This window comes from Acinetobacter amyesii, assembly GCF_023499985.1.
GTDB lineage: Bacteria > Pseudomonadota > Gammaproteobacteria > Pseudomonadales > Moraxellaceae > Acinetobacter > Acinetobacter amyesii.
Genome location: NZ_JAMCOU010000013.1, coordinates 473864 through 496884 on the forward strand (window position 1 = coordinate 473864; position 23021 = coordinate 496884).

The window sequence follows — 23021 nt, forward strand, 5'->3', positions numbered from 1 at the left end:
GTTTATATATGAGAGCTGTATTTAAACCTTATTTAATAGGCCATTACAGTTAAAAACATTATATTGTTTAATTACAAAGCTTGAATGTAATGCAACCACATGTTCAATTTTACCAATACGTTTGAGTAAAATTTCACTATAATTTTCCATATCACGTGCAACGACTTCCACAATAAAATCTGCCGACTGCCCTGTCACTAAAAATGCATTGATTACTTCTGGAATACTTTCAAGTTCTTCTAAAAATTTAGCAAATGTATCGGTATCATGTTTGCTTAAGGACACCTGTAGCAGCACATGCAAACTAAAGCCCAATTTTTGATAATTAATTTCACGTTTTAGACCACTGATAATATTGTGATCAATCAATTGTTTAATCCGACGATGTACGGAGCTGACCGATAAATTCACCCGCTCTGACAGTTCATTTAAATTGACATCTTCATGGGTCAAAATTTCTAAAATTTGTTTATCAAAACGGTCTAGTTCCATCAGTCTACTCCAGCCATTTTTGAAAACAGTGCTGATGATCCCAATTCATCAAACGCCTGTTGTCATTTTCAATGTTATTTTAAATTTTAAAATCAGAATTTATGTGCAAGTTTTCTCATGTATAGCATGATTTATTAAAAATAATAAAGCTCATACGCATTATGAACATAATAATTTGCATATATATCGTGTTTAAATGAATGTTTTTTCATCAAAGTTTAGTTTTTATATTCTAAATAACGTCTTTAGACAACCTACCAATAAAGCTTCTCGATGCATTCCATTGATCTGAATAAATCAATTTCAGATAAAAGGGAAAGATATTTTATTTATATTTTTCAATTTTTTATTTTTACTTTATTTTTCAATGTGCGCTCTATGTCACATTTCTTTTTTTTCACTTATTTACTTGGTTTGGTAATTACATTAAAAAATAGCGGCGGTTCATAAATATACAAAAAAACAAAAACGGAAGAATAAACATGGCAATTAAATCACTGAGTTCACTCAGCTCAAAATTAAGTTCTGTACTTAGTCCTTCCCTACAGCTCAGTACAATTAGCAGCACGGTCAGTAACCTACTTAGCCCGCTTAAACCTACAACCAACATCACGGATACGCTGACAGGATTATTAGGTAATTTAGGTGGGACAAAGTCTTTTGATTTTAGCGCACTGACTAAAACGCTGCCCCAAGTGATTAGCACGATTCAAAGTCTAACATCTAATAACGGTTCAAATTCGGATGCACTCAAGACATTGATGACAACTCTGCAACCACTCCTACAAAACTTAGGTAGCAACGCTGGCTCAACAGAGATGAATCAGTTGGTTCAATCCTTACCTACCATTGTCAACAGCTTGCAAAGTTTACTGAGTAGCACCAATAATCAAGCCAATCTTCCTGACAATATTAGTAGCGCTGTAAATGCCATCAAACCACTGCTTGCTATGCTTGGAAGCGCAACTGGGTCAACGGATTCAACGCAAATTATCAATACACTCAGTCAAGTTTTAGAATATGCGCAACCCATTCTTCAGATGATTGGGAGCTCGTCTTCTGGAAACATCGACTTTGGGCAAATTGCACAAGGTGCAACGAGTGCCCTCCTACCTTTATTAGCTTCAATCAATAAAGACAACTCAACTATTGATATGGAACAATTGAGTCATGCTTTACCGACTGTGATTGGAAGTGTGACCAATCTAGTGACCGCCATTTCATCAGCCAACCAAGGCAATATCCCTGAGACCATTTCAGGGGTGATCAAAGGACTTAATCCGCTGCTAGATTTACTGGCAAAAAGCGATGTCATCGATACGGATCAGGCTCAAACCGTCAAAGCGATTTATGATGTATTAAATAGCGTGAGCACCATTTTGGATGTGGTCAACAATCCATCCTTACTGACGCTTTCAACTGATTTAAATCAAGTGATTGATTCATTGAAACCAGTCATTGCTCTGATGGACAGTAATGGTGAAGCGACTCAGTTCCTCGATCAACTGACCATTCCAGATCTTGGCGATTTACTTGGCAATCTTGCTCCTGAAAAAATTGATCTTGGTTCTATCACGGATCAGTTCAACCAATTGACTGAAAACCTCACGGGCCAATTACCGAATATTAATGACCTATTGGAAAATTTAGGTTCTGCTCAAGGTGATTTTGATATCTCCACCATCATCCCAAGTATTAAGGATGCGCTAGGCAATATCTTCTACCCTGTTATGCCGCTGAATACTTTACAAGCCGATAGTATCAGTCCAGTGCTGAATATTTTGGATATTCAACAACAAAGCTATATTTAAGGATTGAATGTCTGATGAAAAAGCGCGCTGTTAGGCGCGCTTTTTTAAAGCAGTATGACGCAAAGTTTTCATATAAAGAGCTTATACACCACGCCAATCTACCCGTGCGTTACGTTCTGTTTGGTATATACGTTGCACATATTGACCTAAAGGCAAATCGCTCAAATAGGCTTTGTAAGCTTTAAACTCTTCTGACAAGGTTTCGCCATGCTCTTTTTCCCACGGCGTTCCAACAATCTCTAATATCGGCGCCAACATTGAACACACTGCAATATCAGCCAAACCTAATCGGTCGCCTACAAAATAACGCCCACCTTGTTCGATCAGACGTTGATTTAAATCAACCACAATTTCGTCCAATCGCTCACGTGAAGCCGCAACCTTATCCGTATCTAATTGATAACCTTTAGAAACTAGTGCCTTTATAATGGGCTTGGAATATTTTTCAAACTGACGTAAATAGCCCTTTTCACCAATTAATATATCAAGCGATTCTTCACTTTCATTTAATGCATGTGCCAAACCCCAACGGCGCACATGTTGGCCTAACTCAATGGAAAGTTCATTAATTTCCAAAGCATCTTCACGCAGTTTGACATCTGGACGGATCAGACTATGTTCGGGGTAGGTCGCATCCAAGTAAAAGGCGATTTGAGTTGAATCTGCAACCCAATGATCTTGATCACGTAAAATCGGTAATTTGTTTTGCCCTGTTTTAAGCTGTGCAAATGCACGATGCACACCTGGCATTAAATTATGAGCCACATAATCCAACTCTTTATGATCGAGTAACCAGCGCGCCTTTTCACAAAAATGTGAGAGTGGAAACTGGTAGAGAGTTCGCATAAATGCTCCAAGTTTTTGTTGTAACTGTGGTTTATAAAACCCAGTAATTTTATAGGGATACTTTAGTCACTGTGTTATTGAAACACAATGTCATTTTTGCACCTATTCTGCATCCGTAGTGCAACTTAAGCTTTATTCAGACGTGAATTCATCTCGATCTCAGCGCGATTCAATAAGTTATACATTCTCCCTCCCATATCACCTGACTTTATTATGGCTTTCATGTAAAATCATCCACAATTTTTTTATAATACTTTGTGAGTTATTTCATGGGTTTTAACTGTGGTATTGTCGGCCTGCCGAACGTTGGTAAATCTACGCTTTTCAACGCATTAACCAAAGCTGCGATTGCTGCTGAAAACTTCCCATTCTGTACAATTGAGCCAAATACTGGGATCGTACCTGTACCTGACCCACGTATGGATAAACTTGCTGAAATTGTAAACCCACAACGTGTTGTCCCAACCACGATGGAATTTGTGGATATTGCAGGTCTCGTTGCTGGTGCATCTAAAGGTGAAGGCCTTGGTAACCAATTCTTAGCTAACATTCGTGAAACGGATGCTATTGCACATGTTGTACGTTGTTTTGAAGACGAGAATGTCATTCACGTAAATGGCAAAATTGATCCACTTGACGATATCGCAACAATCAACACTGAACTTGCACTTGCTGACTTAGAAGCTGTTTCTAAAGCAATTACACGTCTAGCAAAATCTGCAAAAGGTGGCGATAAAGAAGCGATTGCGACCAAAGCTGTTTTAGACAAAATCTTACCTTTACTGGATGAAGGTAAACCTGCGCGTGCAGCTGACCTTGATGAAGATGAACGTAAATTGGTGCGTGGTTATGGCTTCCTAACCCTTAAACCAACCATGTATATTGCCAACGTTGCAGAAGATGGTTTCGAAAATAACCCTCACTTAGAAGCAGTACAAAAATTAGCTGCTGAAGAAAATGCGATTGTGGTTCCACTTTGCAACCAAATCGAAGCAGAAATTTCATTACTTGAAGACGAAGACCGTGCGGAATTCCTTGAAGCTTTAGGCATGGAAGAACCTGGTCTAAACGTAGTTATTCGTGCAGGTTATGGCTTACTCGGCCTTCAAACATACTTCACAGCTGGTGTACAAGAAGTTCGTGCTTGGACAGTAAAAATTGGTGCAACTGCACCTCAAGCTGCAGGTGTGATTCACACTGACTTCGAAAAAGGCTTTATTCGTGCTGAATGTGTTGCCTACAACGACTTCGTTCAATACAACGGTGAAGCTGGCGCTAAAGAAGCAGGTAAATGGCGTTTAGAAGGTAAAACATACATCGTTCAAGATGGCGATGTTTTACACTTCCGTTTTAACGTATAAGACAGTACTCATAAGAAGCCAGCAATTTGCTGGCTTTTTTAATTTCAAGCAAAAGCTCAAGCCAAAAAATAAGCATATTTAAAAACTTAAAACCTACTTAAAAACAAAATTATATCGACACGAATACATGATTTGGTTGCCGAGTCACCACAGTGCAACGACTTAAATCTCTACCGTTCTGCTATAAATTTACTCATAGGCACTAATGCCTATTTTCATAGAACAATAGCAATGAAAAAAATCAGCACAATTCTAACAGCAGGTATCTTTACAATGCTTAGTGCAACTGCGTTTGCATGTCCACAAGGCACCACACTTACAGGTGGTACAGGTGCAAACCATAAAGGTGGTACTTGTGTTTCCATTGCAAAAGATGCAAAACATCAGGAACATACTGCTACACATGCAGCACAAGTTGCAAAGCATGATGCAAAAGTCGCTCGACACGATGCAAAACAAGCCAGCCAATTGGCTCAGAGCAAAGTGAAACATAATCAAAAATTAGCAAAACATGATGCAGCTCAAGCACAGCATCTTGCAACACAAGCAAAATCAGAAGCTAAAACTTCAGCCCATGCTGCCAAAGCTGCAAATACTGACGCAAAAGCAAAAATCGCTGCACAAAAGGTCGCAGCGGAACAATATAAAGCTGCTGTGAAATCATAAACAGTTGAGAATTAACACATCGCAAAAAAAGCCGGAATTATCTGGCTTTTTTATTCAAATCATTTATGGGTGAGCAGTTTGTAATGCTTTTGCATCCATCTCTGCGCGCTGTCTTCTTGCTTCTGTCAGCATGCGTTGTTCAAGCTCTTTACGAAAGCCTAGTAGAAACACAAACTCAGCTAGAACAAATAAAGGTCCTATTGCCAAGCCAATAACATCATCCATAAACGCAGGCTTTTTCTTTTCATAATAATGGCCGATAAACTGGATGATCCAACCCACTACAAAGATCCCCACACTCCAAATCAGCCATGACATAAGGCTCATTTTTGCGATCATTAAGGCTAAGGGATACGTGACGGCAAATACCAAAAGCATAATCAAACCGAAAATTTTATCTAAACTCAGGTAATAAATGACACTGGCAATAATCAACAACAATGCAAGGGTCAGTTCAAAACCTGAAATCATTAGCCCTGCTCGTGCTGTTAGACACATAATTGAAAACACAATAAGCGGAATACCCACAAAATGCGTCAGCACATTTTTTCGATCTAAATGATATGATGCATATTGGCTTAACAGTCTTTCAAGTTTGCTCATTAACTTACTCCTTGTTCATTCACTCATTTCACTATATAAAAAATACATCAATAAAGTTGTCATCTAATAGACAAGTTGGACCATAAAATAAGGATATGCTGTGCTGGACGCTCAATATGTGCATCAACTCAATAAAAATGTGTGGTATTCAGGCTTAAATATTTCCTTCCAAGACTTTATCTGCCGCCATGCCCTGACCTTAACTTTCGAAAAAGACGCACGTGTTTTTTTATCAGGACAGCGTTTTAATGGTATGTATGCTGTCTTAGAAGGCGCAGTTCGCTTAGGCTATATTGATATTCATGGCAAAGAAGCGATTGCCGCCATTGCTGAGCCGATTATGTGGTTTGGCGAAATATCCTTGGTTGACCAATTACCACGCTCTCACGATGCCATCTGTATCAAAAAATCCACCTTATTACACTTACCGGCTCAAGCAATTCAGCAATTATTACAACGACACCCTGAGTTTTGGTTTCATATTGCCCAGCTCACCAGTCAAAAACTTCGCTATGCCTTTATGGAACTCATTGCCTTACAAACGCAAAGTTTAAGTCAACGTCTCGCACAGCGTCTGCTGTTTATTTTAAATGGATATGGAAATCATTTGGAAATTGAGCAACACACCATACACATCTCACAGGAACAACTCGCGCAACTGATGAATTGCTCAAGACAATCAGTCAATCAGGAGCTTCAGCAGTTGGAAAAAATGCAGGTTCTTCGTGTAGCGTTTAAACAAATTGAAATTTTAGATCTAGCGCAGTTACATCAGATTGCTCATGCACTTCCTGTGCATGATGTCTGACATTTGTGATTTAAATAAGTGCATTTAATTGCACCAGAATGATTCATTATAGTTATTTTGCTTTTATTTGTGGCACTTCGCTTTATCGAGTTTTGATCACGACAATAATTGGCAAACATTTACACTGTCAAAACCATTTGTACATGCTGCAACTTCTTGAGTTGATGCTTCTGATTTGTCTTCAGTCGCTGCTTGTACATTGACCGCTGTAGTCAAAACAGCCAAAACCGATAACATCATTAATGTTTTTTTCATCTTAATCACCTATTCAACGTCTTTAATTTAAATTACATACTTCATCTTTTACGTAGTAATTTTTACATACTTTATCAAATAATGATAATTTTAATTTTTTATCACATTATCCATACTTTATATTATTAATATTTTAAAGATATTAATTAAAGAGAAGGTCAGACGACTGGCGTTCTAAAATGGGGGATTTTTATCAATAAATTTTTCTCAAAAGATATTTTTACTATTCATTATCAATGCTTTATCTATTTAACTTCAGAAAAAAAACATGCTATTTGGAATTTAGCTCAATACTACGGCAGCGCACTGATTTAATTTTTATATGAAATAGCGATGATTTTAGGAGGATTTTCCAATCCTCTATTATAGATTTATTCTTGTTTTTTGATATTTTCCCAAAAAAAGCAGTGAAACTTCACTGCTTTGATCGGGTTAAATGCCTACTTTTTTCGGATCGGTATTTCCGAGTTCAGGGTTTTCAATCGCACCTTTGCATTGATTTTTATCACGCTCATAATCTGCTTGCTTTTGTGCAACAGTCGAACTCTGATCAATACTTTCACGTGCCCAAATTTCCAAACTTGTCAAAGCCTTACGACACAGTGCATATTTACCTTCAGTCACAGAATCGGTCATTTTGACATTGATACGCCATTCCGTACTCAATTTACGTGCTGGAACACGAACTTTCTCTTCCATCTGATCGACTTGTTTTGCATAAACAATCGGATCCGCTTCATTGATAAACGCCCAAGCTTTGGCAGCATACTCCGTTGCATCATTGGTTAATTTGGGTGCTGCTTTAATTTCGACTTGAGCTTGTTCAGCTCCATCATTACCACAGGCCTGCAACAACACCGTGCTGCTCAATAATGAAACAATCAGTATCCCACGCATCTTTAACCTCTGCATATCCAGCTCATTTCAGCAAACATATTCGGCACTATGCTAGTGAATTCGCGTACAATACTCAATCATCATTTGACCTGTTGTTCAACTCTTTCAAAGGTGTGTCGTGTCTGAGCACAAACTTCCTACAGTTCAGCCTGCGGGTTTTTGGCAAGGTGCTAAAGATAGTCAAGCCATTATCTTTACCTATCTTCCTGTTTCTTTTGCATTTGGGGTTTCTGCGACTCAATTTGGTTTCACTGCGTGGGAAGCCTTATTTTTATCATGCTCTATGTATGCCGGTGCCAGTCAGTTTCTCGTCGTTGCGTTACTGGGAAGTGGAACATCCATTTGGATGACTGCACTCACTGTGATTGCTCTCGATATACGCCATTTGCTCTACGGTCCTGCTTTACAAAACCTGATTCAAGACCGACTCAATTTAAAGAAAACGGCAGTTTGGGCTTGGGGTTTAACCGACGAAGTTTTTGCATCAGGTATGATCAAACTGTCGCAACGTCGTCAAGAATGGTCAGAATCTTGGATGTTAGGACTCAGCTTATTTAGTTGGCTGTCTTGGGCAACAGGCTCATTTTTAGGCGGTTTATTTGCCGATCAAGTCAGCAACCTTCCACAATTTTTACAAGCCGCACTCGACTTCCTACTGCCTGCATTGTTTTTAAGCTTTTTACTCGCAGCATTTGAGAAAAAACATACATTTGTGGTCACGGTTACAATTATTGTTTCTGCGATTGCTTGTTACTTTATCGACTTGTCTGCTGCGATTTTTATCGGTATTTCTTCTGGTATTTTTGCCGGTTTATTCAAACATTATGTCTTAAAAAAACCTGATCCTGAACATATGGGTGAAGCATCATGAATCTAGAAATTATCTTGGTCGGGATTTTGGTCGGGATTGCGAATTTTGCATCACGGTTTGGGCCATTTTTTGTTATTCAAAAATTTCAGCAAGGTTCACAACAGCGTGGTTCTTTATGGCTCAAAATCGCTTTGGGCTCGATTGGCATTGCCGCAATTAGTTCAATGTTGGTGGTTGCAACCTTACCGCCTCTGCTTGAAACCCCAAATAAAAGCTTTGCCATGTTGGTTGGATTTGCGGTGCTTGCAGGCTTGTATTTTAAGTTTAAAAAAATTGTCCCTGCTACGCTCACTGCGGCACTGACTTACGGCTTAGTCTATACCTATATACCTTTTCATCTCTAAAGCCGAGACAGCGACAATCCAAATCCCCCTCAAGTACGCGCTTCTTTAGCCTGTACTTTTTAATTTGCAATACTTATGAGATAGTCAACGCATAACATAAAAAATGTAGCGAAAACCAATAGATGGCAAAGCACCATCGTATTCAAGGCAAAATTTATATTCATTCTAGACAACCATCTGAATTAAGCTGGGGACTGCAAAAACCCATCGAAAGTACATATTTTCAATGCTTCATTTAAAGCCAGCTGTTCAGTGGTAATTTCTGCGCTGTACATTACCAACCTGCAGATCAGATCCGCGCCATTTATATAGAGAAAAATCAGCAAAAGACGATTGTGGGCTTATATAACTACACACAGCAGATTCTGCACTTACATCCACGCCGCCTGATGTTTTCACACATATCGATACCCCGCTTGTTTAGCAATTTTCTGCAGCTGACCGACTTCTTATTGATTTTTCTATTGTGTATTTTCAGCATTGGTGCATGGCTCAATTCATCATTTCACCTTCTATCGGTAGCTGCAGACGCGCTCTATTTCACTGCCATTTTAATTAGCTTAATATTGATTTTATGCATATGCGCCGTACCACTGCTCGGATTGCTGTACTGGCCCAACTTCCGTCAAACATCTGTGCAGCTTCGTGCGCTGCAATGTGCAAATTTGGATATTGAGCCATTCCGTGCATGTGTAAAAAATGCAGGTATATTTAAAGTAAATTTAAATAAAAACAACTAAATACCACTTTTTAAAGATTTTCACAGGTAAATAATTACATGAACACTTACCCATAAAGATATAAAAAAAATTGTTGGACAATATCATTTATTTATGTGAACACTCGCTTATCTCTCGAACAAGTTCTGCTATGCTTAAATTCCCATAAAATCAAGCATGGATGATTTACATGAGCGTCACTATTGGTACTCCACTTCAGTCTTCAGCGTATAAAGTCTTACTGTTAGGTTCTGGTGAACTCGGTAAAGAAGTTGTGATTTCATTGCAACGTTTGGGTGTAGAAGTTCATGCTGCCGATCGTTATGACCATGCTCCTGCCATGCAAGTTGCACATTTTTCTCATACTTTAAATATGGCAGATCCTGAGGCACTTAAAGCTTTAATTGCTCAAGTTAAGCCTCATTTGATTGTTCCTGAAATTGAAGCTATTGCGACTCAAGTTTTAGTCGAGATTGAAGAACAAAATATTGCCACTGTCATTCCTTCTGCAAAAGCTGTCAACCTGACAATGAATCGTGAAGGGATTCGCCGTCTAGCTGCCGAAGAGCTTGGACTCCCGACTTCAGCCTACCGCTTTGCCAATACCCTTGAAGCGTTCCGTGCTGCATGCGATGACATTGGTTATCCAAACTTTGTTAAGCCTGTCATGTCGTCTTCGGGTAAAGGACAGTCACGTGTAAAAAGCTTTGATGAAGTCGATGCTGCTTGGGAATATGCACAAACAGGTGGACGTGTAAATCAAGGTACTGTGATCGTGGAATCACAAATTGACTTTGACTTTGAAATCACCCTGCTGACTGTTCGAGCTAAAAATGCAGAAACAGGTGAAATTGAAACATCATTTTGCGACCCGATTGGCCACCGCCAAGATGCTGGCGACTATGTAGAAAGTTGGCAGCCACAACTCATGACTGCTCTTGCATTAGAAGAAGCCAAACGTATTGCCAATAAAGTAACCATTGCATTAGGTGGATGTGGCATTTTTGGGGTGGAACTGTTTGTCAAAGGCGATAAAGTATGGTTTAGTGAGGTATCACCTCGTCCACACGATACAGGCCTTGTCACTCTTGCATCGCAATTCCAAAGCGAATTCGAACTGCATGCACGTGCCATTCTTGGTCTGCCTGTGAATACTGCTCGACACAGTACTGCTGCGAGCGCAGTCATCTATGCAGGCGTGGATGATACCAATTTATCATTTACTGGCTTAAATCTTGCTTTGGCTAATCCAGACACCGATTTACGCCTCTTTGGTAAACCAGAAGGCTTTAAACGTCGCCGTATGGGCGTAGCAACAGCACGCGCTGAAACCACAGATCACGCGCGTGAACTTGCTCAACATGCTGCACTACAAGTCAGTGTTCAACAAAACTAAGTTTGTAACACCTTAACGGACCACTGTTCATGATCAATACGCTTCCTCTGCTGAATTACATTAAAAGTAACCACGACATTCAGGCGATTAACCAATGGCGCTCAGATGTTGAAAATCAGCTACAGGAATGCTTTGAAAATGGACAGTCGATTCGTGATGTGATTTTGGCTCGTTCGAATCTAATCGATGAAGCCTTAAAGTTCTTATGGACACATGCTGAACTCGACCAAACCGATCTCGGTTTATTTGCTGTCGGTGGCTATGGTCGCCGCGAAATGCTGCCTTACTCCGACGTCGATATCATGATTTTGTCTGAAGATGAAATCAGCCCAGAACAAGAAAAACTCATCTCCAGCTTTATTTCAACTCTTTGGGATGTTGGTAATTTCAAACCGGGCATCAGTGTACGTACTATTAACGATTGTGTTGCTCAAGCCACCAATGATTTAACCGTGGCAACAGCGCTGATCGAAGCACGTTTGATTGTGGGCAATGAACACCTAGCTAAATGGCCACGCCGTATCGTGTCACAGACATGGACGGATAAAACCTTCTATGATGCCAAAATGCAAGAGCAAGCCAAACGCTATGCTCAACATAACAATACCGAAAGCAACTTAGAACCCGATATTAAAAATGCGCCCGGCGGTATCCGTGATATCAACCAAATCGGATGGATTGCTAAGCGTCATTTTCGTGTCAATCGCATCTATGACCTTGTACATTTAGGTTTTATTTCAGAGTTTGAACTGGGTGTTCTTGAAGAAACAGAAAGCTTTCTTTGGGAAATCCGTCATCATTTACATCGCTTAACCAAGCGCGACGAAAACCGATTATTGTTTGATTATCAACGTGACATTGCTGCTAAATTTGGCTATCAGCGCGAAGAAGGTAAATCACCGAATTATCCAATCGAACAGTTCATGAAACGTTACTATCGTAGCGCTCAGCAAGTGACGACGTTAAATGAAATGCTCTTGGCTTATTTTAATGAATCTGTCATTACGCCACGCTTGCCTGACTATGAACGTAAAATTGAAGAGATCAATGCTAACTTCAAATTAGTCGATGGCAAATTAGCGGTACAGCATCATAAAATTTTCTCTGAAAATCCAAGTGCTATTCTAGAAATTTTCTACCTCTTGGCGAATCGTCCAGAAATTGAAGGGATTCGTGCCCGAACTTTACGTCTATTGTCTCTTGCGGCAAAACGTATTGATCAAAACTTCCGTGACAATCCTGCACATCAAGCCTTATTTATGGCGATCATTCGCTCACCCTACCGTTTATACGACACCATGGTGGCGATGAAACGTTATGGTGTGCTCGGCAACTATATTCCTGCCTTTGGGCAAATCATGGGACTCATGCAATACGACTTGTTCCATATTTATACTGTCGATGCCCACACCCTATTATTACTACGTAATTTAAACCGTTTTAAAGAGCCTGAATTTGCTAAAGACTTCCCTGTCGTTAGCTCCGTATTCCAACGACTAGCGCGCCGTGACATTGTTTATTTAGCCGCAATTTTCCATGATATCGCCAAGGGTCGCGGCGGTGACCACAGTGAACTTGGTGCAGCGGATGCGATTGAATTCTGTCGTACCCATGGGTTTACTGAACGTGAATGCAACCTTGTCGCATGGTTGATTCAAAACCATCTCCTAATGTCCGTTACTTCTCAGAAAAAAGACATTTCCGATCCAGATGTGGTGAAAGAATTTGCTGAGAAAATGGGCGATATGGAGCATCTCGACTATCTCTACACCTTGACAGTTGCTGATATCAACGCAACCAATCCGACACTTTGGAATACATGGCGTGCATCCCTCATGCGCCAACTGTATACACAAGCGCGTGATGTGATTCGTTCTGGTTTGGGTCGTCCTGTAGATTACCCAATGCTGATCGAAGACACTAAATTTGCGGCCAGTGAACTATTAGTCAACGATTTTTCGCTCTACGATGTAGAAACTGTTTGGCAAGAACTCGGTGATGAATATTTCCTAAAAGAATCTGCCGATGAAATCGCATGGCATACGCGCGCCATTTTAAAACATGGCAATAATGCAGAACCTTTGGTGATGATGCGAGCACATCGTAAATTTGCACAAGATGCAGTACAGATCTTTATTTACACTCAAGATCAACCTAACTTGTTTGCAACCACAGTGGCTATTTTGGACAGAATGAATTTAGACGTTCAGGATGCTCGGATTATTACTGCATCCACTGCATTTAGTTTGGACACTTATGTTGTACTTGACCGTTTTGGCACGTTATTAACAGATCCTGAACGTGAGCAAACTGTTATTGAAGCACTCAAACAAGCCTTGAGCCAATCCGACAAGTACCCAGGTCTGATGCAACGTCGTATTCCCCGTCAACTGCGTCATTTTGATATTGAAAATACCGTGAGTATTTCCTTTAATGAGGCACTTCAACAAAATATGGTTGAAATTGCGACACTTGACCATCCGGGCTTACTTGCTAAAGTCGGTGGTTTATTTATGATGCAAGGCTTAGATATTCACTCTGCGAAAATTGCAACGCTCGGTGAACGTGCTGAAGATATTTTCTATGTCACTAAAAAAGATGGCTCACCTATGAGTGATTCAGAAGCGGAAACGTTTGCTGCACAGTTAAAGTCAGCACTCGATGAAGCTTCGAATCAGGTTTGTAGTCATCATTAACTTAAATTGATCGGTATCCATTCCATGAACTCCAGTTTGTCATTATTGCACCCTTATCCATTTGAAAAGCTAAATAAGCTATTTCAGGATGTGAAACCCGCAGATTTGCCTTTGATTCCCCTTTCAATTGGTGAGCCAAAGCATCCTGCACCGGAGTTTGTGAAACAGGCCATTATTGATAATTTTCAGCACTTATCCACTTACCCAAACAGCAAGGGCTTACCTGAGCTTCGTACGAGCATTGCAAACTGGTTAACCCGTCGCTTTAAACTCAATAGCATCAGTGCAGACACCAACGTCCTGCCTGTGTCAGGTACACGTGAAGCGATCTTCTCGTTTGTACAAGCTTTGGTTAAACGTGAAGATGCCCCTTATGTGGTGATGCCAAATCCGTTCTACCAAATCTATGAAGGCGCAACTTTACTTGCGGGTGCAGAACCTTACTTCATCAACTGTACAGAAGAAAATAACTACCTTGGTGACTTTGACGCTGTGCCAGCTGAAGTTTGGGAAAAAACCGCTTTACTGTTTGTCTGCACACCGGGTAATCCTACAGGTGCGGTACTTTCTAAAGAACAGTTTAAAAAACTGATTGCTCTGTCTGACCAATATAATTTTGTGATTGCATCTGATGAATGCTACTCAGAACTTTGGTTTGATGAAGCACCTATTGGTCTGCTTGAAGTCTGTGCTGAAATGGGCCGTGATGACTATAAAAACTGCGTGGTATTCCACTCATTATCTAAGCGCTCTAACTTACCGGGTATGCGTTCTGGCTTTGTTGCAGGTGACGCGGCACTTTTAAAACCTTATTTACAATACCGTACTTATCATGGCGCTGCAATGCCTGTTCAACACCAGTTAGCTTCAATTGCAGCTTGGGATGACGAAGCACACGTCGAAGAAAACCGCGTTCAGTACCGTGCAAAATTTGAATTATTCCAACGCGAACTGGGTCACTTATTGCCATTACAAAAACCTGATGCAGGGTTCTACTATTGGTTAAAAGTCGACAATGATGAAACTTTTGCCAAAATGTTAATGGAAAAAGCACACGTTAAAGTGCTTCCAGGCCGTTACTTATCGCGTGATACAGCACAAGGCAATCCGGGTGAAAACCATGTCCGTTTAGCCCTGGTTGCTGATATTGCCCAATGTAAAGAAGTAATTCGTCGCCTAAAAGCAGTACTTTAATTGATTTAAAGTGTTTTGCTTAAAACAAAAAATGCCCCAGATTTGGGGCATTTTTATTTAACTCATTTCTTAACATTCGTTCAGAGCTAATCATCTAGCAATAATTACTTATAAACAATCATTGAGAAATCATTGAAAACCATTAGAAATCAAATGTAGCACTCAATTTAAATGTTCGAGGTTCTCTCACTGTTAAACGCTGTATAAAAAATAAGTATGGTCATAACAGATTGTTGTAAAGCGAATAGATAAGCAGACATCTGAAAGGTTTTAGCTAGTTGCAAAGTAATATCTTTCATTATCAATTAGATCTACCATTAATAACAGATCATTTATGGAACTCAAAATTTGCCTTCTGCTATGAGCTTATTGAGGTGGATGAAGAGTAAATTCATGTTCAACGGTATAACTGAGATTTTTATCGACCATCGGAATAGGTTCAAGTCGCGCAACTAATAAGGATTTTAGTACTTTTTGATCAAAGTTTTTAGAGCCTGAACTTGCAATGAGTTTTGAGCCACCAATATAGCCTGTTGCAGCAATTACTGTAAGCTGTAGTTTGACAGGTTGTTTATATGTTTTCATCTCAGACGCAGACAGCACATATTGCGGTGCATTTACCCAAGAAACTTCATACATTTTCGGTTTTACATGTGGATCAATTACATCTGCAACACGTGTAGGTTGGTATTCTTTTATAGGTGTTTTTAACAATTGCAATAATGCGTTGACCCGAGCATCTGTAGTACGGTCTAGATTGCTTGCAACAACAGACATTTTTGTAGGTTCAGATGCACTTGGAGTGCTATCTGCCCAAGCTAAGCCCACACATACGAGTAAAAAAAACGTTAAAACACAAATTCGACGTTTAACCATCTGCTTAAACAATGTTATGACCTTCAAATAAAGAGACTTCAGTATAAAACATCCAAAAAATAAAGACGCTTCCGCGCCTTTATATCAACCTCAGTTCGGCCAATAATTCACTTCATTTTGACTGAGCCAAAGCTTTTTCAATATCTTCATTCAATGTTTCAGGCTTGGTCGTGGGTGCATAGCGGTTAATAACTTGCCCATTTTTGCCAATTAAAAACTTGGTGAAGTTCCATTTAATGCCATTTCCCAATACGCCTTTCGAGTTATTGGTTAAATAACGGAAAATCACATGCGCTTCAGGGCCTTTTACATTCACTTTGGCAAACATCGGGAAAGATACGCCATAGTTTTTTTGACAAAACGCGCCAATTTGATCATTCGAACCCGGATCTTGTCCGCCAAATTGGTTGCATGGAAAACCTAAAACCTCAAAACCTTGATCTTTATATTGTTCGTAAATTTTCTCCAAACCAGCAAATTGAGGAGTAAACCCACATTTACTAGCGGTATTTACAATTAATAAAACCTTGCCTTCATAATCTGCAAAGGATTTATTACTTCCGTCCAGTAATTCTGCTTCAAACTGGTGAATGGTGGTCATGGATAAGTTTCCTCATCATTTTTTTGTTTTGTTTCTAATTCTAAGGATGCTGAATTAATACAATAACGCAATCCAGTCGGCTGTGGTCCATCAGGGAAAACATGCCCTAAATGTGCGTCACAATGATGACAAACAATTTCTGTTCTGACCATACCGTGTGTCGTATCTACATTTTCTTCTACTGCAGCAGGTTCAATCGGCTTATAAAAGCTCGGCCAACCACAACCGCTATCATATTTTGTTTCAGAAGAAAAAAGCGGCTCCCCGCAACATCGACATACATACGTGCCAGCTTGTTTCGTATTCCAATATTTTCCAGTGAAAGCTTGCTCCGTGCCTTTCTGACGCGTTATGCGAAACTCTTCTGGCGACAATTCTCTTTGCCATTCTCTTTCTGTTTTATTGAGTTTTCCCATGATGACGTCCCTTTATATCGTGGTATTTAAAATAGGATAATCCTATATTTACGTCATTCAATCTTAAATTTCTAGTCTTTATTCAACAATTTACAAAATCTATATAATGACCCAAAAAGCAAAAAGTAAGCAAATATAAAATCGTGGTGAGCAAAATACAAAATTAAATGCTTTTTTGTGAGCACCTTTAGTGATAATCTTAGCGCTACTCTTGCTCAGGATTAAAAAATGTCGCAGAAAAAGAGCGTAATTTTTAAAAATCTGCTGCCCGTGATCAAACAATATCAACAGGCAGGGTTTACGCATGAAAAAATAGTTGCTTTACTCAGAGACGAACATCATCTCGATTTAGTAACGACCGAGACATTTAAAAGCTATTTATACCGTTATGCAAAAGTGACCTCCACTCTTTCCGAGAATATAAAAATGCCGAATACCTTTAACACCCCACGCGAAATTAAGAAATCGTCTAAGCTCGAGCATGTTTGCTACGACATTCGCGGACCTGTGTTACGAGCGGCCAATGAGATGGAAGAGGCTGGCCATAAAATTATTAAATTAAATATTGGTAACCCTGCTCCTTTTGGTTTTGAAGCACCTCAAGAAATTATTAACGACGTGGCACTCAACCTGCCTAATGCAATTGGTTATACCGACTCAAAAGGCATCTTCCCTGCGCGTAAAGCGATTTGTCAGTATTATCAACAAAAAGGCATCTTAAACATGCACGTCAATGATGTGTATGTCGGAAATGGCGTATCTGAACTGATTGTGATGGCAATGCAAGGCTTGCTCGACGATGGCGATGAAATGCTAGTGCCTATGCCAGATTATCCGCTTTGGACAGCGGCAGTTAACCTTTCTGGCGGTACTGCTATTCACTATAAATGTGATGAAGAAAATTTCTGGTATCCAGATATTGCCGACATGGAAAGTAAAATCACTCCGAATACTCGCGGTATCGTGGTGATTAACCCGAACAACCCAACAGGTGCAGTTTACCCACGTCATGTGCTTGAGCAAATTGTGGCTCTTGCGAAGAAATACGACTTAATTTTGTTTGCTGACGAAATTTACGACAAGATCGTTTATGACGGTATTGAACATGTTTCTGTTGCGTCATTGTCAGGCGATCAGCTGTGTATTTCTTTCAATGGCTTATCTAAAGCATATCGAATTGCCGGTTACCGTTCGGGCTGGATGACAATTACAGGCGATAAATCACGTGCGCTAGACTACATTGAAGGTTTGGACATGCTGGCGTCGATGCGTCTCTGTGCCAACCACCAAGCGCAATATGCGATTCAAACAGCTTTAGGCGGTTATCAATCGATTAATGATCTCATCCGTCCGGGCGGTCGTTTATATGAACAACGCAACATTGCTTGGGAAATGTTGAATGATATTCCGGGTGTATCTTGTGTGAAACCAGAGGGTGCTATGTACTGCTTCCCTAAATTGGATCCTGAAATTTACCCAATCCAAGACGATGAGAAATTCATGTTAGATTTCCTCCGTGCTGAAAAAGTACTTTTGGTTCAAGGTACAGGTTTTAACTGGCCGACACCTGATCATTTCCGTGTGGTGTTCTTGCCTGCTGAAAATGAACTACGTGAAGCACTCACTCGTTTAGGTCGTTTCTTGACGAAAATGCGTTAATTCATAAGTGCTTTAAAATTAAAAAACCGTACGCCATGTACGGTTTTTTATTACTGTATCTTTAAATTTGATTTCTTACTGTACGCACACCACAGCTATCTTTTTGAATAGTTAAGTTTTTAAGAATTAATTTTTAGCTTAGACCTTAGTCAAAACTTTAAGATCTGTTGATTTTTCTATAGCCTATTCATGTTATTTTTTAACCAATCATAAAAATACATGAGTACAGGATGTTCTCTAACAAAATTAAACTGAGCCTATTTCTCTGTCTAAGCATGTGCCTAGGCATCGGGATATTACGTTTTTCCTATACTGCACTCCTCCCTTCAACCCGTGAAGCATTTGGTTGGAGCCCAAGTTTTGCCAGCATCTTAGGCAGTGCCAATTTGCTCGGCTACTTGATCGGTGCATTTTGGGCCATGAAATTACCCCAAAATAAAAGCATGGTGAATTATATCCAACTCGCAGCTATTGCAGGGACACTCAGTTTACTCAGTTGTGCATTTTCAGGTTTTTCAGAACTTTGGTATAGCACTTGGCGCGTTATTTCAGGGATCAGCGGCGGCTTACTAATGATCCTCTCCCCAAGTGTTGTGGCCCAATATTCACAGCTTCAAGACCGCTTTAAAATCAACTTTATTGGTTTCAGTGGTATTGGCTTAGGGGTGTTAATGGCAACGCTATTTTTGCCTTACATCCAACAAATTTCGACAATGTGGGCTTGGTTGATTTTGTTTGCTTTTTCAAGCCTGATTTGTATGTTACTCAGCGTGCTTTTGAAGAGTTTTAAATTACAGCTCACAACACTCACCGCGGTTCCAGCAGTAGAACATAAAGTCGATGGAATTTTCTATTGTCTCTTAATTGTGTATAGCACCAGTGCTTTTGCTTACGTGCCCCATTCATTATTTTGGATTGACTATTTAACTCACACCCTACACCTAAGCCCGATCGGGATCAATTTCAATTGGATTTTATATGGTCTGGGGAGTGCTTTAGGGGCATTTGCTGCTTACTGCCTAGCACAAAAACTGGGAAATATCAGCGCTCTTAAAATTTTATATAGCTGCTATGTCTTCGCGATTTTTATAGCGATCATTAATATCCATCCACTTTTTACTTTTTTATCTTCTTTTGCTACAGGCTTGCTCAATCCGGCAGTGGTTTTTCTCACCTCTTATACCATTCTGCAAATCTATGGTAGCGCCTATAAAAAGCTCTGGAGTATTGCAACCCTGTGCTTTGCATCTATTCAATTGATTGGCGGTATAAGCTTTAGTTTTTTACAGCGAATTGGTATTGATTATTCACAGCAATTTATTTTGGCCGCATGCGTGCTCTGCATTGGAACACTACAACTCTTTTGGTTTACTCGCACTGCAAAATTAAGTAAGCATCTCGTCTAGGTAGATCACAAGACATTCAACTACATCACCAATCATGTATATAAAGAAAAGACCTATTTAAATAGGTCTTTTCTTTTTGATAAATCGTGAATGGACTAAGCTTTTTTCAGCTTTTTCTTTAACTTTTTCAAAGCAGAATTATGCTTTGAAATTTTGTTCAACCTCGCTTTAATTTCCTTTTTAAGTGATTTGGTTTTCTTAGACAAATTCATCTCCTTCTCGTCTACGTATAAAACTTTAATTTCGTTCAATGAGTAAATCGTTTGGCCAAATGAACTTTGACTCACAAAGTCTTTAGCCTATTAATGATGTTGTTGACGCTGATTTCGTTGATGTGGCTGTTGTTTCTGTTTCTTTTGGTCTTGTTGCTGTTGCTGTTGCTGTTGCTGTTGCTGATCATTTTGCTGCTGTTGATCAGTTTGTTGGTTTTGTTGATGCTGTTTACGAGACATTTCATTTCTCCTTATCATCATAAGTGTCACAATGTACTGTTACTAGATGTACATCTACTAAAGGACAACAACCAATGTACCGCTAATTTTCATGGAACCAACCCGATAAATGTTTCGAATTACGTCATTGTAAAATTTCTGGAGAATAATTAATTTGAAATCAATCCCCCTCTATTTTCTGCATTACTTAAGTTCACTCGAATAGTGCGGTTTTAAACTTTTAGTAACATGACAAGCATGCCAGACCATCTGATTGATTGCGTGAAGTCACCTTTTGAGTGCTGTTTTTTGAATGGTATTGAGAAGCTATGATTCTGTGTTTTTAATGTTTAGTCCTAAAAAAGAACTGAATCATTCAGTCCTTTTTACCTAGCCTTTTATGCATCTAGCTTTTTAACACCTAGATTAGCAAATAAAGTTAGTCCATATGCTCAATGATGGCTTGTCCAAACTCCGAACAACGCAAGAGTTTTGCACCTTGCATGAGTCGTTCAAAATCATAGGTCACTGTTTTGGCTTCAATCGCCCCCGCAATACCTTTAATAATTAGATCTGCCGCTTCAGTCCAGCCCATATTTCGCAGCATCATTTCTGCAGACAGAATAATAGACCCTGGGTTTACTTTGTCTTGACCCGCATATTTAGGTGCAGTGCCATGTGTCGCTTCATATACTTGTACAGCGCCACCAATATTGGCACCCGGTGCAATACCAATGCCGCCAACTTCAGCCGCCAGAGCATCTGAAATATAGTCACCGTTTAAATTTAGGGTAGCAATGACTGAATAATCGGTCGGACGCATGAGAATCTGCTGTAAAAAAGCGTCCGCGATCACATCTTTAATCACGATCTCTTTGCCAGTTTTCGGATTTTTAATTTTGACCCAAGGACCTCCATCTAGCAATTCACCACCAAAGCGCTCAAGTGCGACTTCATAACCCCACTCTTTAAACGCACCTTCGGTATATTTCATGATATTGCCTTTATGCACCAAAGTGACATTCGGCTTATCGTTATCAATGGCGAATTGAATAGCTTTCCGAACCAAACGCTGAGAACCTTCTTTAGATACAGGCTTAATACCGATACCGCAATTTTCCTCAAAACGAATCTTAGTAACACCCATTTCCTCTTTAAGAAATTTGATCATTTTCTTGGCTTCAGGCGAATCTGCTTTCCATTCGATCCCTGCGTAGATATCTTCTGAATTCTCTCTGAAGATCACCATGTCTGTACGTTCAGGATGCTGAACGGGTGAAGGAACGCCCTTAAACCAACGTACAGGACGCACACAGACGTAGAGGTCTAATTCTTGACGTAATGCAACATTCAGCGAACGAATACCGCCACCGACAGGCGTCGTTAACGGCCCTTTAATTGAAACTACAAATTCGCGTAAAGCCTCAAAGGTTTCTTCGGGCATATAGGTACCATAAATTTTATTGGCTTTTTCACCACAATAGACTTCCATCCATTCTATGGCACGTTTTCCACCATAAGCTTTTTGTACTGCGGCATTCACCACGGTTTTCATCACTGGAGTGATATCAACACCAATACCATCGCCTTCAATAAATGGAATAATTGGATTATTGGGAACATTGAATGATAAGTCTGAATTTACTGTAATTTTTGTCCCATCCACTGGAACGACGATCTTCTGATAACCCATTTTTATGATCCTCCCTGAGAAGCGAGTGAAAAATAATTGCTGTTTGATAAGACTTTTAATTGCGCTTCACGCATAATACTCTAAAGCAAATCTACCTTTTTTGAGATTTAGATGGGAAATAGCTGCATTTCCCTATTGAATAAATCTTAACCAATTTGAATTATTGTATTTAATAGAAGTTATTTCCTATGAAAATCGTCATCTTAAACAAGCCATATGACGTGCTCTCCCAATTCCGTAAAGACGAAGCGCATATGACCATATCTGACTTCGTGGACGATCCTAGTCTACGTATTGCAGGTCGTTTAGATATGGACTCCGAAGGTTTGGTATTTTTAACCGATCATGGTGGTTTAAATCAGTACATCACCAATCCTGAAAATAAAAAGTTCAAAACCTACTTAGTGCAAGTCGATGGCGACATCACAGAAGAAGCGCTTGAACAATTACGTAAAGGCGTTGAGCTAAAAGATGGTATGACTTTGCCAGCCAAAGCCATTAAAGTGCAACAGCCAGAATGGTTATGGGATCGTGATCCTCCTGTACGTTTCCGTGCAAACATTCCAACCTCTTGGGTTGAAATCCAAATTTGCGAAGGCCGTAACCGTCAAGTTCGTCGTATGACTTCAGCAGTAGGTTTCCCGACTTTACGTTTAATTCGTACACGTATTGGTGCCATCGATTTAGTTCAATTGGGTTTAGAACCAGGTGAAACCAAAGAAATTGAACCTTTACTGTACCCTGACTTTCAAAATGTACCTGCAGAAGAACCTTACCGTTCGCGCTCTTATGTGAAAAAACCAGGCGGTACAGGTGGTAAGCCAATGGTTCGTAAGAATAAAGATGGCTCAGTGAAAAAGTCAGGTACAAAACGTATCTGGCAAATGGATGAGAGCGAAAAACCCAAACGCCGTACCAATGGCACAACTCGTCCGAATACTAAAGCCCCTCGTGGCCGCGGTCGTAACGGACGTTGATAA

23 protein-coding genes are annotated in these 23021 nt (G+C 39.8%); 13 read left to right on the forward strand and 10 right to left on the reverse strand.

What is annotated here, in order from left to right:
* Positions 1-21 precede the first annotated feature (21 nt).
* On the reverse strand, positions 22-492 hold the full coding sequence (locus tag M5F03_RS03835; protein WP_067763303.1) for an Lrp/AsnC family transcriptional regulator: 471 nt from the start codon (positions 490-492) through the stop codon (positions 22-24).
* 482 nt (positions 493-974) lie between these two features.
* On the opposite strand from M5F03_RS03835, the gene M5F03_RS03840 reads away from it, so the two are divergent.
* Positions 975-2303 carry a hypothetical protein gene (locus tag M5F03_RS03840; protein ID WP_249706723.1) on the forward strand — a complete coding sequence of 443 codons (1329 nt, stop codon included), beginning with the start codon at positions 975-977 and terminating at the stop codon, positions 2301-2303.
* 81 nt (positions 2304-2384) lie between these two features.
* Here the strand turns inward: M5F03_RS03840 and M5F03_RS03845 are convergent, their stop codons facing one another.
* The gene (locus M5F03_RS03845) at positions 2385-3149 is read right to left on the reverse strand and encodes a glutathione S-transferase family protein (protein ID WP_078194356.1); all 765 of its coding nucleotides are present in this window, start codon (positions 3147-3149) and stop codon (positions 2385-2387) included.
* Between the two features lie 269 nt (positions 3150-3418).
* On the opposite strand from M5F03_RS03845, the gene ychF reads away from it, so the two are divergent.
* Positions 3419-4510, forward strand: coding sequence for a redox-regulated ATPase YchF (ychF, locus tag M5F03_RS03850; protein WP_078189045.1), 1092 nt, complete (start codon positions 3419-3421; stop codon positions 4508-4510).
* Positions 4511-4741: 231 nt separating this feature from the next.
* Positions 4742-5176, forward strand: a complete 435-nt coding sequence (locus M5F03_RS03855) for a hypothetical protein (protein ID WP_249706725.1) — start codon at positions 4742-4744, stop codon at positions 5174-5176.
* Between the two features lie 63 nt (positions 5177-5239).
* Here M5F03_RS03855 and M5F03_RS03860 read toward each other — a convergent pair whose 3' ends face one another.
* Entirely contained in the window at positions 5240-5779 is a 540-nt protein-coding gene (locus tag M5F03_RS03860; protein WP_249706727.1) for an Mpo1 family 2-hydroxy fatty acid dioxygenase, read from the reverse strand.
* A gap of 100 nt (positions 5780-5879) precedes the next feature.
* Between M5F03_RS03860 and M5F03_RS03865 the strand changes: the two genes are divergently transcribed.
* Positions 5880-6587, forward strand: a complete 708-nt coding sequence (locus M5F03_RS03865; protein ID WP_249706728.1) for a Crp/Fnr family transcriptional regulator — start codon at positions 5880-5882, stop codon at positions 6585-6587.
* Positions 6588-6683: 96 nt separating this feature from the next.
* On the opposite strand, the gene M5F03_RS03870 is transcribed toward M5F03_RS03865, so the two are convergent.
* Positions 6684-6842: a hypothetical protein gene (locus tag M5F03_RS03870; protein ID WP_180133541.1), complete on the reverse strand. Its 159-nt coding sequence runs from the start codon at positions 6840-6842 to the stop codon at positions 6684-6686.
* Positions 6843-7274: 432 nt separating this feature from the next.
* Entirely contained in the window at positions 7275-7754 is a 480-nt protein-coding gene (locus M5F03_RS03875; RefSeq protein WP_078194361.1) for a hypothetical protein, read from the reverse strand.
* Positions 7755-7857: 103 nt separating this feature from the next.
* On the opposite strand from M5F03_RS03875, the gene M5F03_RS03880 reads away from it, so the two are divergent.
* The 6 genes from M5F03_RS03880 (at position 7858) to dapC (ending at position 14959) form a co-directional block, all read left to right on the forward strand.
* Positions 7858-8610 carry an AzlC family ABC transporter permease gene (locus tag M5F03_RS03880; protein WP_078194362.1) on the forward strand — a complete coding sequence of 251 codons (753 nt, stop codon included), beginning with the start codon at positions 7858-7860 and terminating at the stop codon, positions 8608-8610.
* Positions 8607-8954 (forward strand): L-valine transporter subunit YgaH, encoded by a 348-nt coding sequence (ygaH, locus tag M5F03_RS03885; protein WP_078189050.1) that lies wholly within the window; start codon positions 8607-8609, stop codon positions 8952-8954. The genes M5F03_RS03880 and ygaH overlap by 4 nt, the downstream gene beginning before the upstream one ends.
* 335 nt (positions 8955-9289) lie before the next feature.
* A complete protein-coding gene (locus M5F03_RS03890) occupies positions 9290-9694 on the forward strand; it encodes a hypothetical protein (protein WP_249706730.1) in 405 nt (134 codons plus the stop codon).
* A 160-nt stretch (positions 9695-9854) separates the two neighbouring features.
* Entirely contained in the window at positions 9855-11069 is a 1215-nt protein-coding gene (gene purT, locus M5F03_RS03895; RefSeq protein ID WP_249706732.1) for a formate-dependent phosphoribosylglycinamide formyltransferase, read from the forward strand.
* A gap of 29 nt (positions 11070-11098) precedes the next feature.
* Entirely contained in the window at positions 11099-13765 is a 2667-nt protein-coding gene (gene glnD / locus M5F03_RS03900; RefSeq protein WP_180085728.1) for a [protein-PII] uridylyltransferase, read from the forward strand.
* A 24-nt stretch (positions 13766-13789) separates the two neighbouring features.
* Positions 13790-14959, forward strand: a complete 1170-nt coding sequence (gene dapC, locus M5F03_RS03905) for a succinyldiaminopimelate transaminase (protein WP_249706734.1) — start codon at positions 13790-13792, stop codon at positions 14957-14959.
* A 366-nt stretch (positions 14960-15325) separates the two neighbouring features.
* On the opposite strand, the gene M5F03_RS03910 is transcribed toward dapC, so the two are convergent.
* From M5F03_RS03910 to msrB, 3 genes are all read right to left on the reverse strand, one after another.
* Complete coding sequence (locus tag M5F03_RS03910; RefSeq protein ID WP_249706736.1) at positions 15326-15835, reverse strand: energy transducer TonB; 510 nt, start codon at positions 15833-15835, stop codon at positions 15326-15328.
* Positions 15836-15947: 112 nt separating this feature from the next.
* The gene (locus M5F03_RS03915; protein WP_111885907.1) at positions 15948-16436 is read right to left on the reverse strand and encodes a glutathione peroxidase; all 489 of its coding nucleotides are present in this window, start codon (positions 16434-16436) and stop codon (positions 15948-15950) included.
* A complete protein-coding gene (gene msrB / locus M5F03_RS03920) occupies positions 16433-16852 on the reverse strand; it encodes a peptide-methionine (R)-S-oxide reductase MsrB (protein WP_180004102.1) in 420 nt (139 codons plus the stop codon). The genes M5F03_RS03915 and msrB overlap by 4 nt, the downstream gene beginning before the upstream one ends.
* A 228-nt stretch (positions 16853-17080) precedes the next feature.
* Between msrB and M5F03_RS03925 the strand changes: the two genes are divergently transcribed.
* The gene (locus M5F03_RS03925; protein ID WP_249706738.1) at positions 17081-18511 is read left to right on the forward strand and encodes a pyridoxal phosphate-dependent aminotransferase; all 1431 of its coding nucleotides are present in this window, start codon (positions 17081-17083) and stop codon (positions 18509-18511) included.
* 230 nt (positions 18512-18741) lie between these two features.
* The gene (locus M5F03_RS03930; protein WP_249706742.1) at positions 18742-19917 is read left to right on the forward strand and encodes a YbfB/YjiJ family MFS transporter; all 1176 of its coding nucleotides are present in this window, start codon (positions 18742-18744) and stop codon (positions 19915-19917) included.
* Between the two features lie 302 nt (positions 19918-20219).
* On the opposite strand, the gene M5F03_RS03935 is transcribed toward M5F03_RS03930, so the two are convergent.
* Together M5F03_RS03935 and icd are read right to left on the reverse strand one after the other, a co-directional pair.
* Complete coding sequence (locus M5F03_RS03935; RefSeq protein ID WP_171319314.1) at positions 20220-20369, reverse strand: hypothetical protein; 150 nt, start codon at positions 20367-20369, stop codon at positions 20220-20222.
* A 418-nt stretch (positions 20370-20787) separates the two neighbouring features.
* A complete protein-coding gene (icd, locus tag M5F03_RS03940; RefSeq protein WP_249706743.1) occupies positions 20788-22041 on the reverse strand; it encodes an NADP-dependent isocitrate dehydrogenase in 1254 nt (417 codons plus the stop codon).
* 188 nt (positions 22042-22229) lie between these two features.
* Between icd and M5F03_RS03945 the strand changes: the two genes are divergently transcribed.
* Positions 22230-23018, forward strand: coding sequence for an rRNA large subunit pseudouridine synthase E (locus tag M5F03_RS03945; RefSeq protein ID WP_078194376.1), 789 nt, complete (start codon positions 22230-22232; stop codon positions 23016-23018).
* The last annotated feature ends 3 nt before the right edge of the window (positions 23019-23021 follow it).

Bases quoted from the DNA above. Each gene is read 5' to 3' on its own strand.
- M5F03_RS03835 (WP_067763303.1), bottom strand. From the start codon at position 492: ATGGAACTAGACCGTTTTGATAAACAAATTTTAGAAATTTTGACCCAT.
- M5F03_RS03840 (WP_249706723.1), top strand. From the start codon at position 975: ATGGCAATTAAATCACTGAGTTCACTCAGCTCAAAATTAAGTTCTGTA.
- M5F03_RS03845 (WP_078194356.1), bottom strand. From the start codon at position 3,149: ATGCGAACTCTCTACCAGTTTCCACTCTCACATTTTTGTGAAAAGGCG.
- ychF (WP_078189045.1), top strand. From the start codon at position 3,419: ATGGGTTTTAACTGTGGTATTGTCGGCCTGCCGAACGTTGGTAAATCT.
- M5F03_RS03855 (WP_249706725.1), top strand. From the start codon at position 4,742: ATGAAAAAAATCAGCACAATTCTAACAGCAGGTATCTTTACAATGCTT.
- M5F03_RS03860 (WP_249706727.1), bottom strand. From the start codon at position 5,779: ATGAGCAAACTTGAAAGACTGTTAAGCCAATATGCATCATATCATTTA.
- M5F03_RS03870 (WP_180133541.1), bottom strand. From the start codon at position 6,842: ATGAAAAAAACATTAATGATGTTATCGGTTTTGGCTGTTTTGACTACA.
- M5F03_RS03875 (WP_078194361.1), bottom strand. From the start codon at position 7,754: ATGCAGAGGTTAAAGATGCGTGGGATACTGATTGTTTCATTATTGAGC.
- ygaH (WP_078189050.1), top strand. From the start codon at position 8,607: ATGAATCTAGAAATTATCTTGGTCGGGATTTTGGTCGGGATTGCGAAT.
- purT (WP_249706732.1), top strand. From the start codon at position 9,855: ATGATTTACATGAGCGTCACTATTGGTACTCCACTTCAGTCTTCAGCG.
- glnD (WP_180085728.1), top strand. From the start codon at position 11,099: ATGATCAATACGCTTCCTCTGCTGAATTACATTAAAAGTAACCACGAC.
- dapC (WP_249706734.1), top strand. From the start codon at position 13,790: ATGAACTCCAGTTTGTCATTATTGCACCCTTATCCATTTGAAAAGCTA.
- M5F03_RS03910 (WP_249706736.1), bottom strand. From the start codon at position 15,835: ATGGTTAAACGTCGAATTTGTGTTTTAACGTTTTTTTTACTCGTATGT.
- M5F03_RS03915 (WP_111885907.1), bottom strand. From the start codon at position 16,436: ATGACCACCATTCACCAGTTTGAAGCAGAATTACTGGACGGAAGTAAT.
- msrB (WP_180004102.1), bottom strand. From the start codon at position 16,852: ATGGGAAAACTCAATAAAACAGAAAGAGAATGGCAAAGAGAATTGTCG.
- M5F03_RS03925 (WP_249706738.1), top strand. From the start codon at position 17,081: ATGTCGCAGAAAAAGAGCGTAATTTTTAAAAATCTGCTGCCCGTGATC.
- M5F03_RS03930 (WP_249706742.1), top strand. From the start codon at position 18,742: ATGTTCTCTAACAAAATTAAACTGAGCCTATTTCTCTGTCTAAGCATG.
- M5F03_RS03935 (WP_171319314.1), bottom strand. From the start codon at position 20,369: ATGTCTCGTAAACAGCATCAACAAAACCAACAAACTGATCAACAGCAG.
- icd (WP_249706743.1), bottom strand. From the start codon at position 22,041: ATGGGTTATCAGAAGATCGTCGTTCCAGTGGATGGGACAAAAATTACA.
- M5F03_RS03945 (WP_078194376.1), top strand. From the start codon at position 22,230: ATGAAAATCGTCATCTTAAACAAGCCATATGACGTGCTCTCCCAATTC.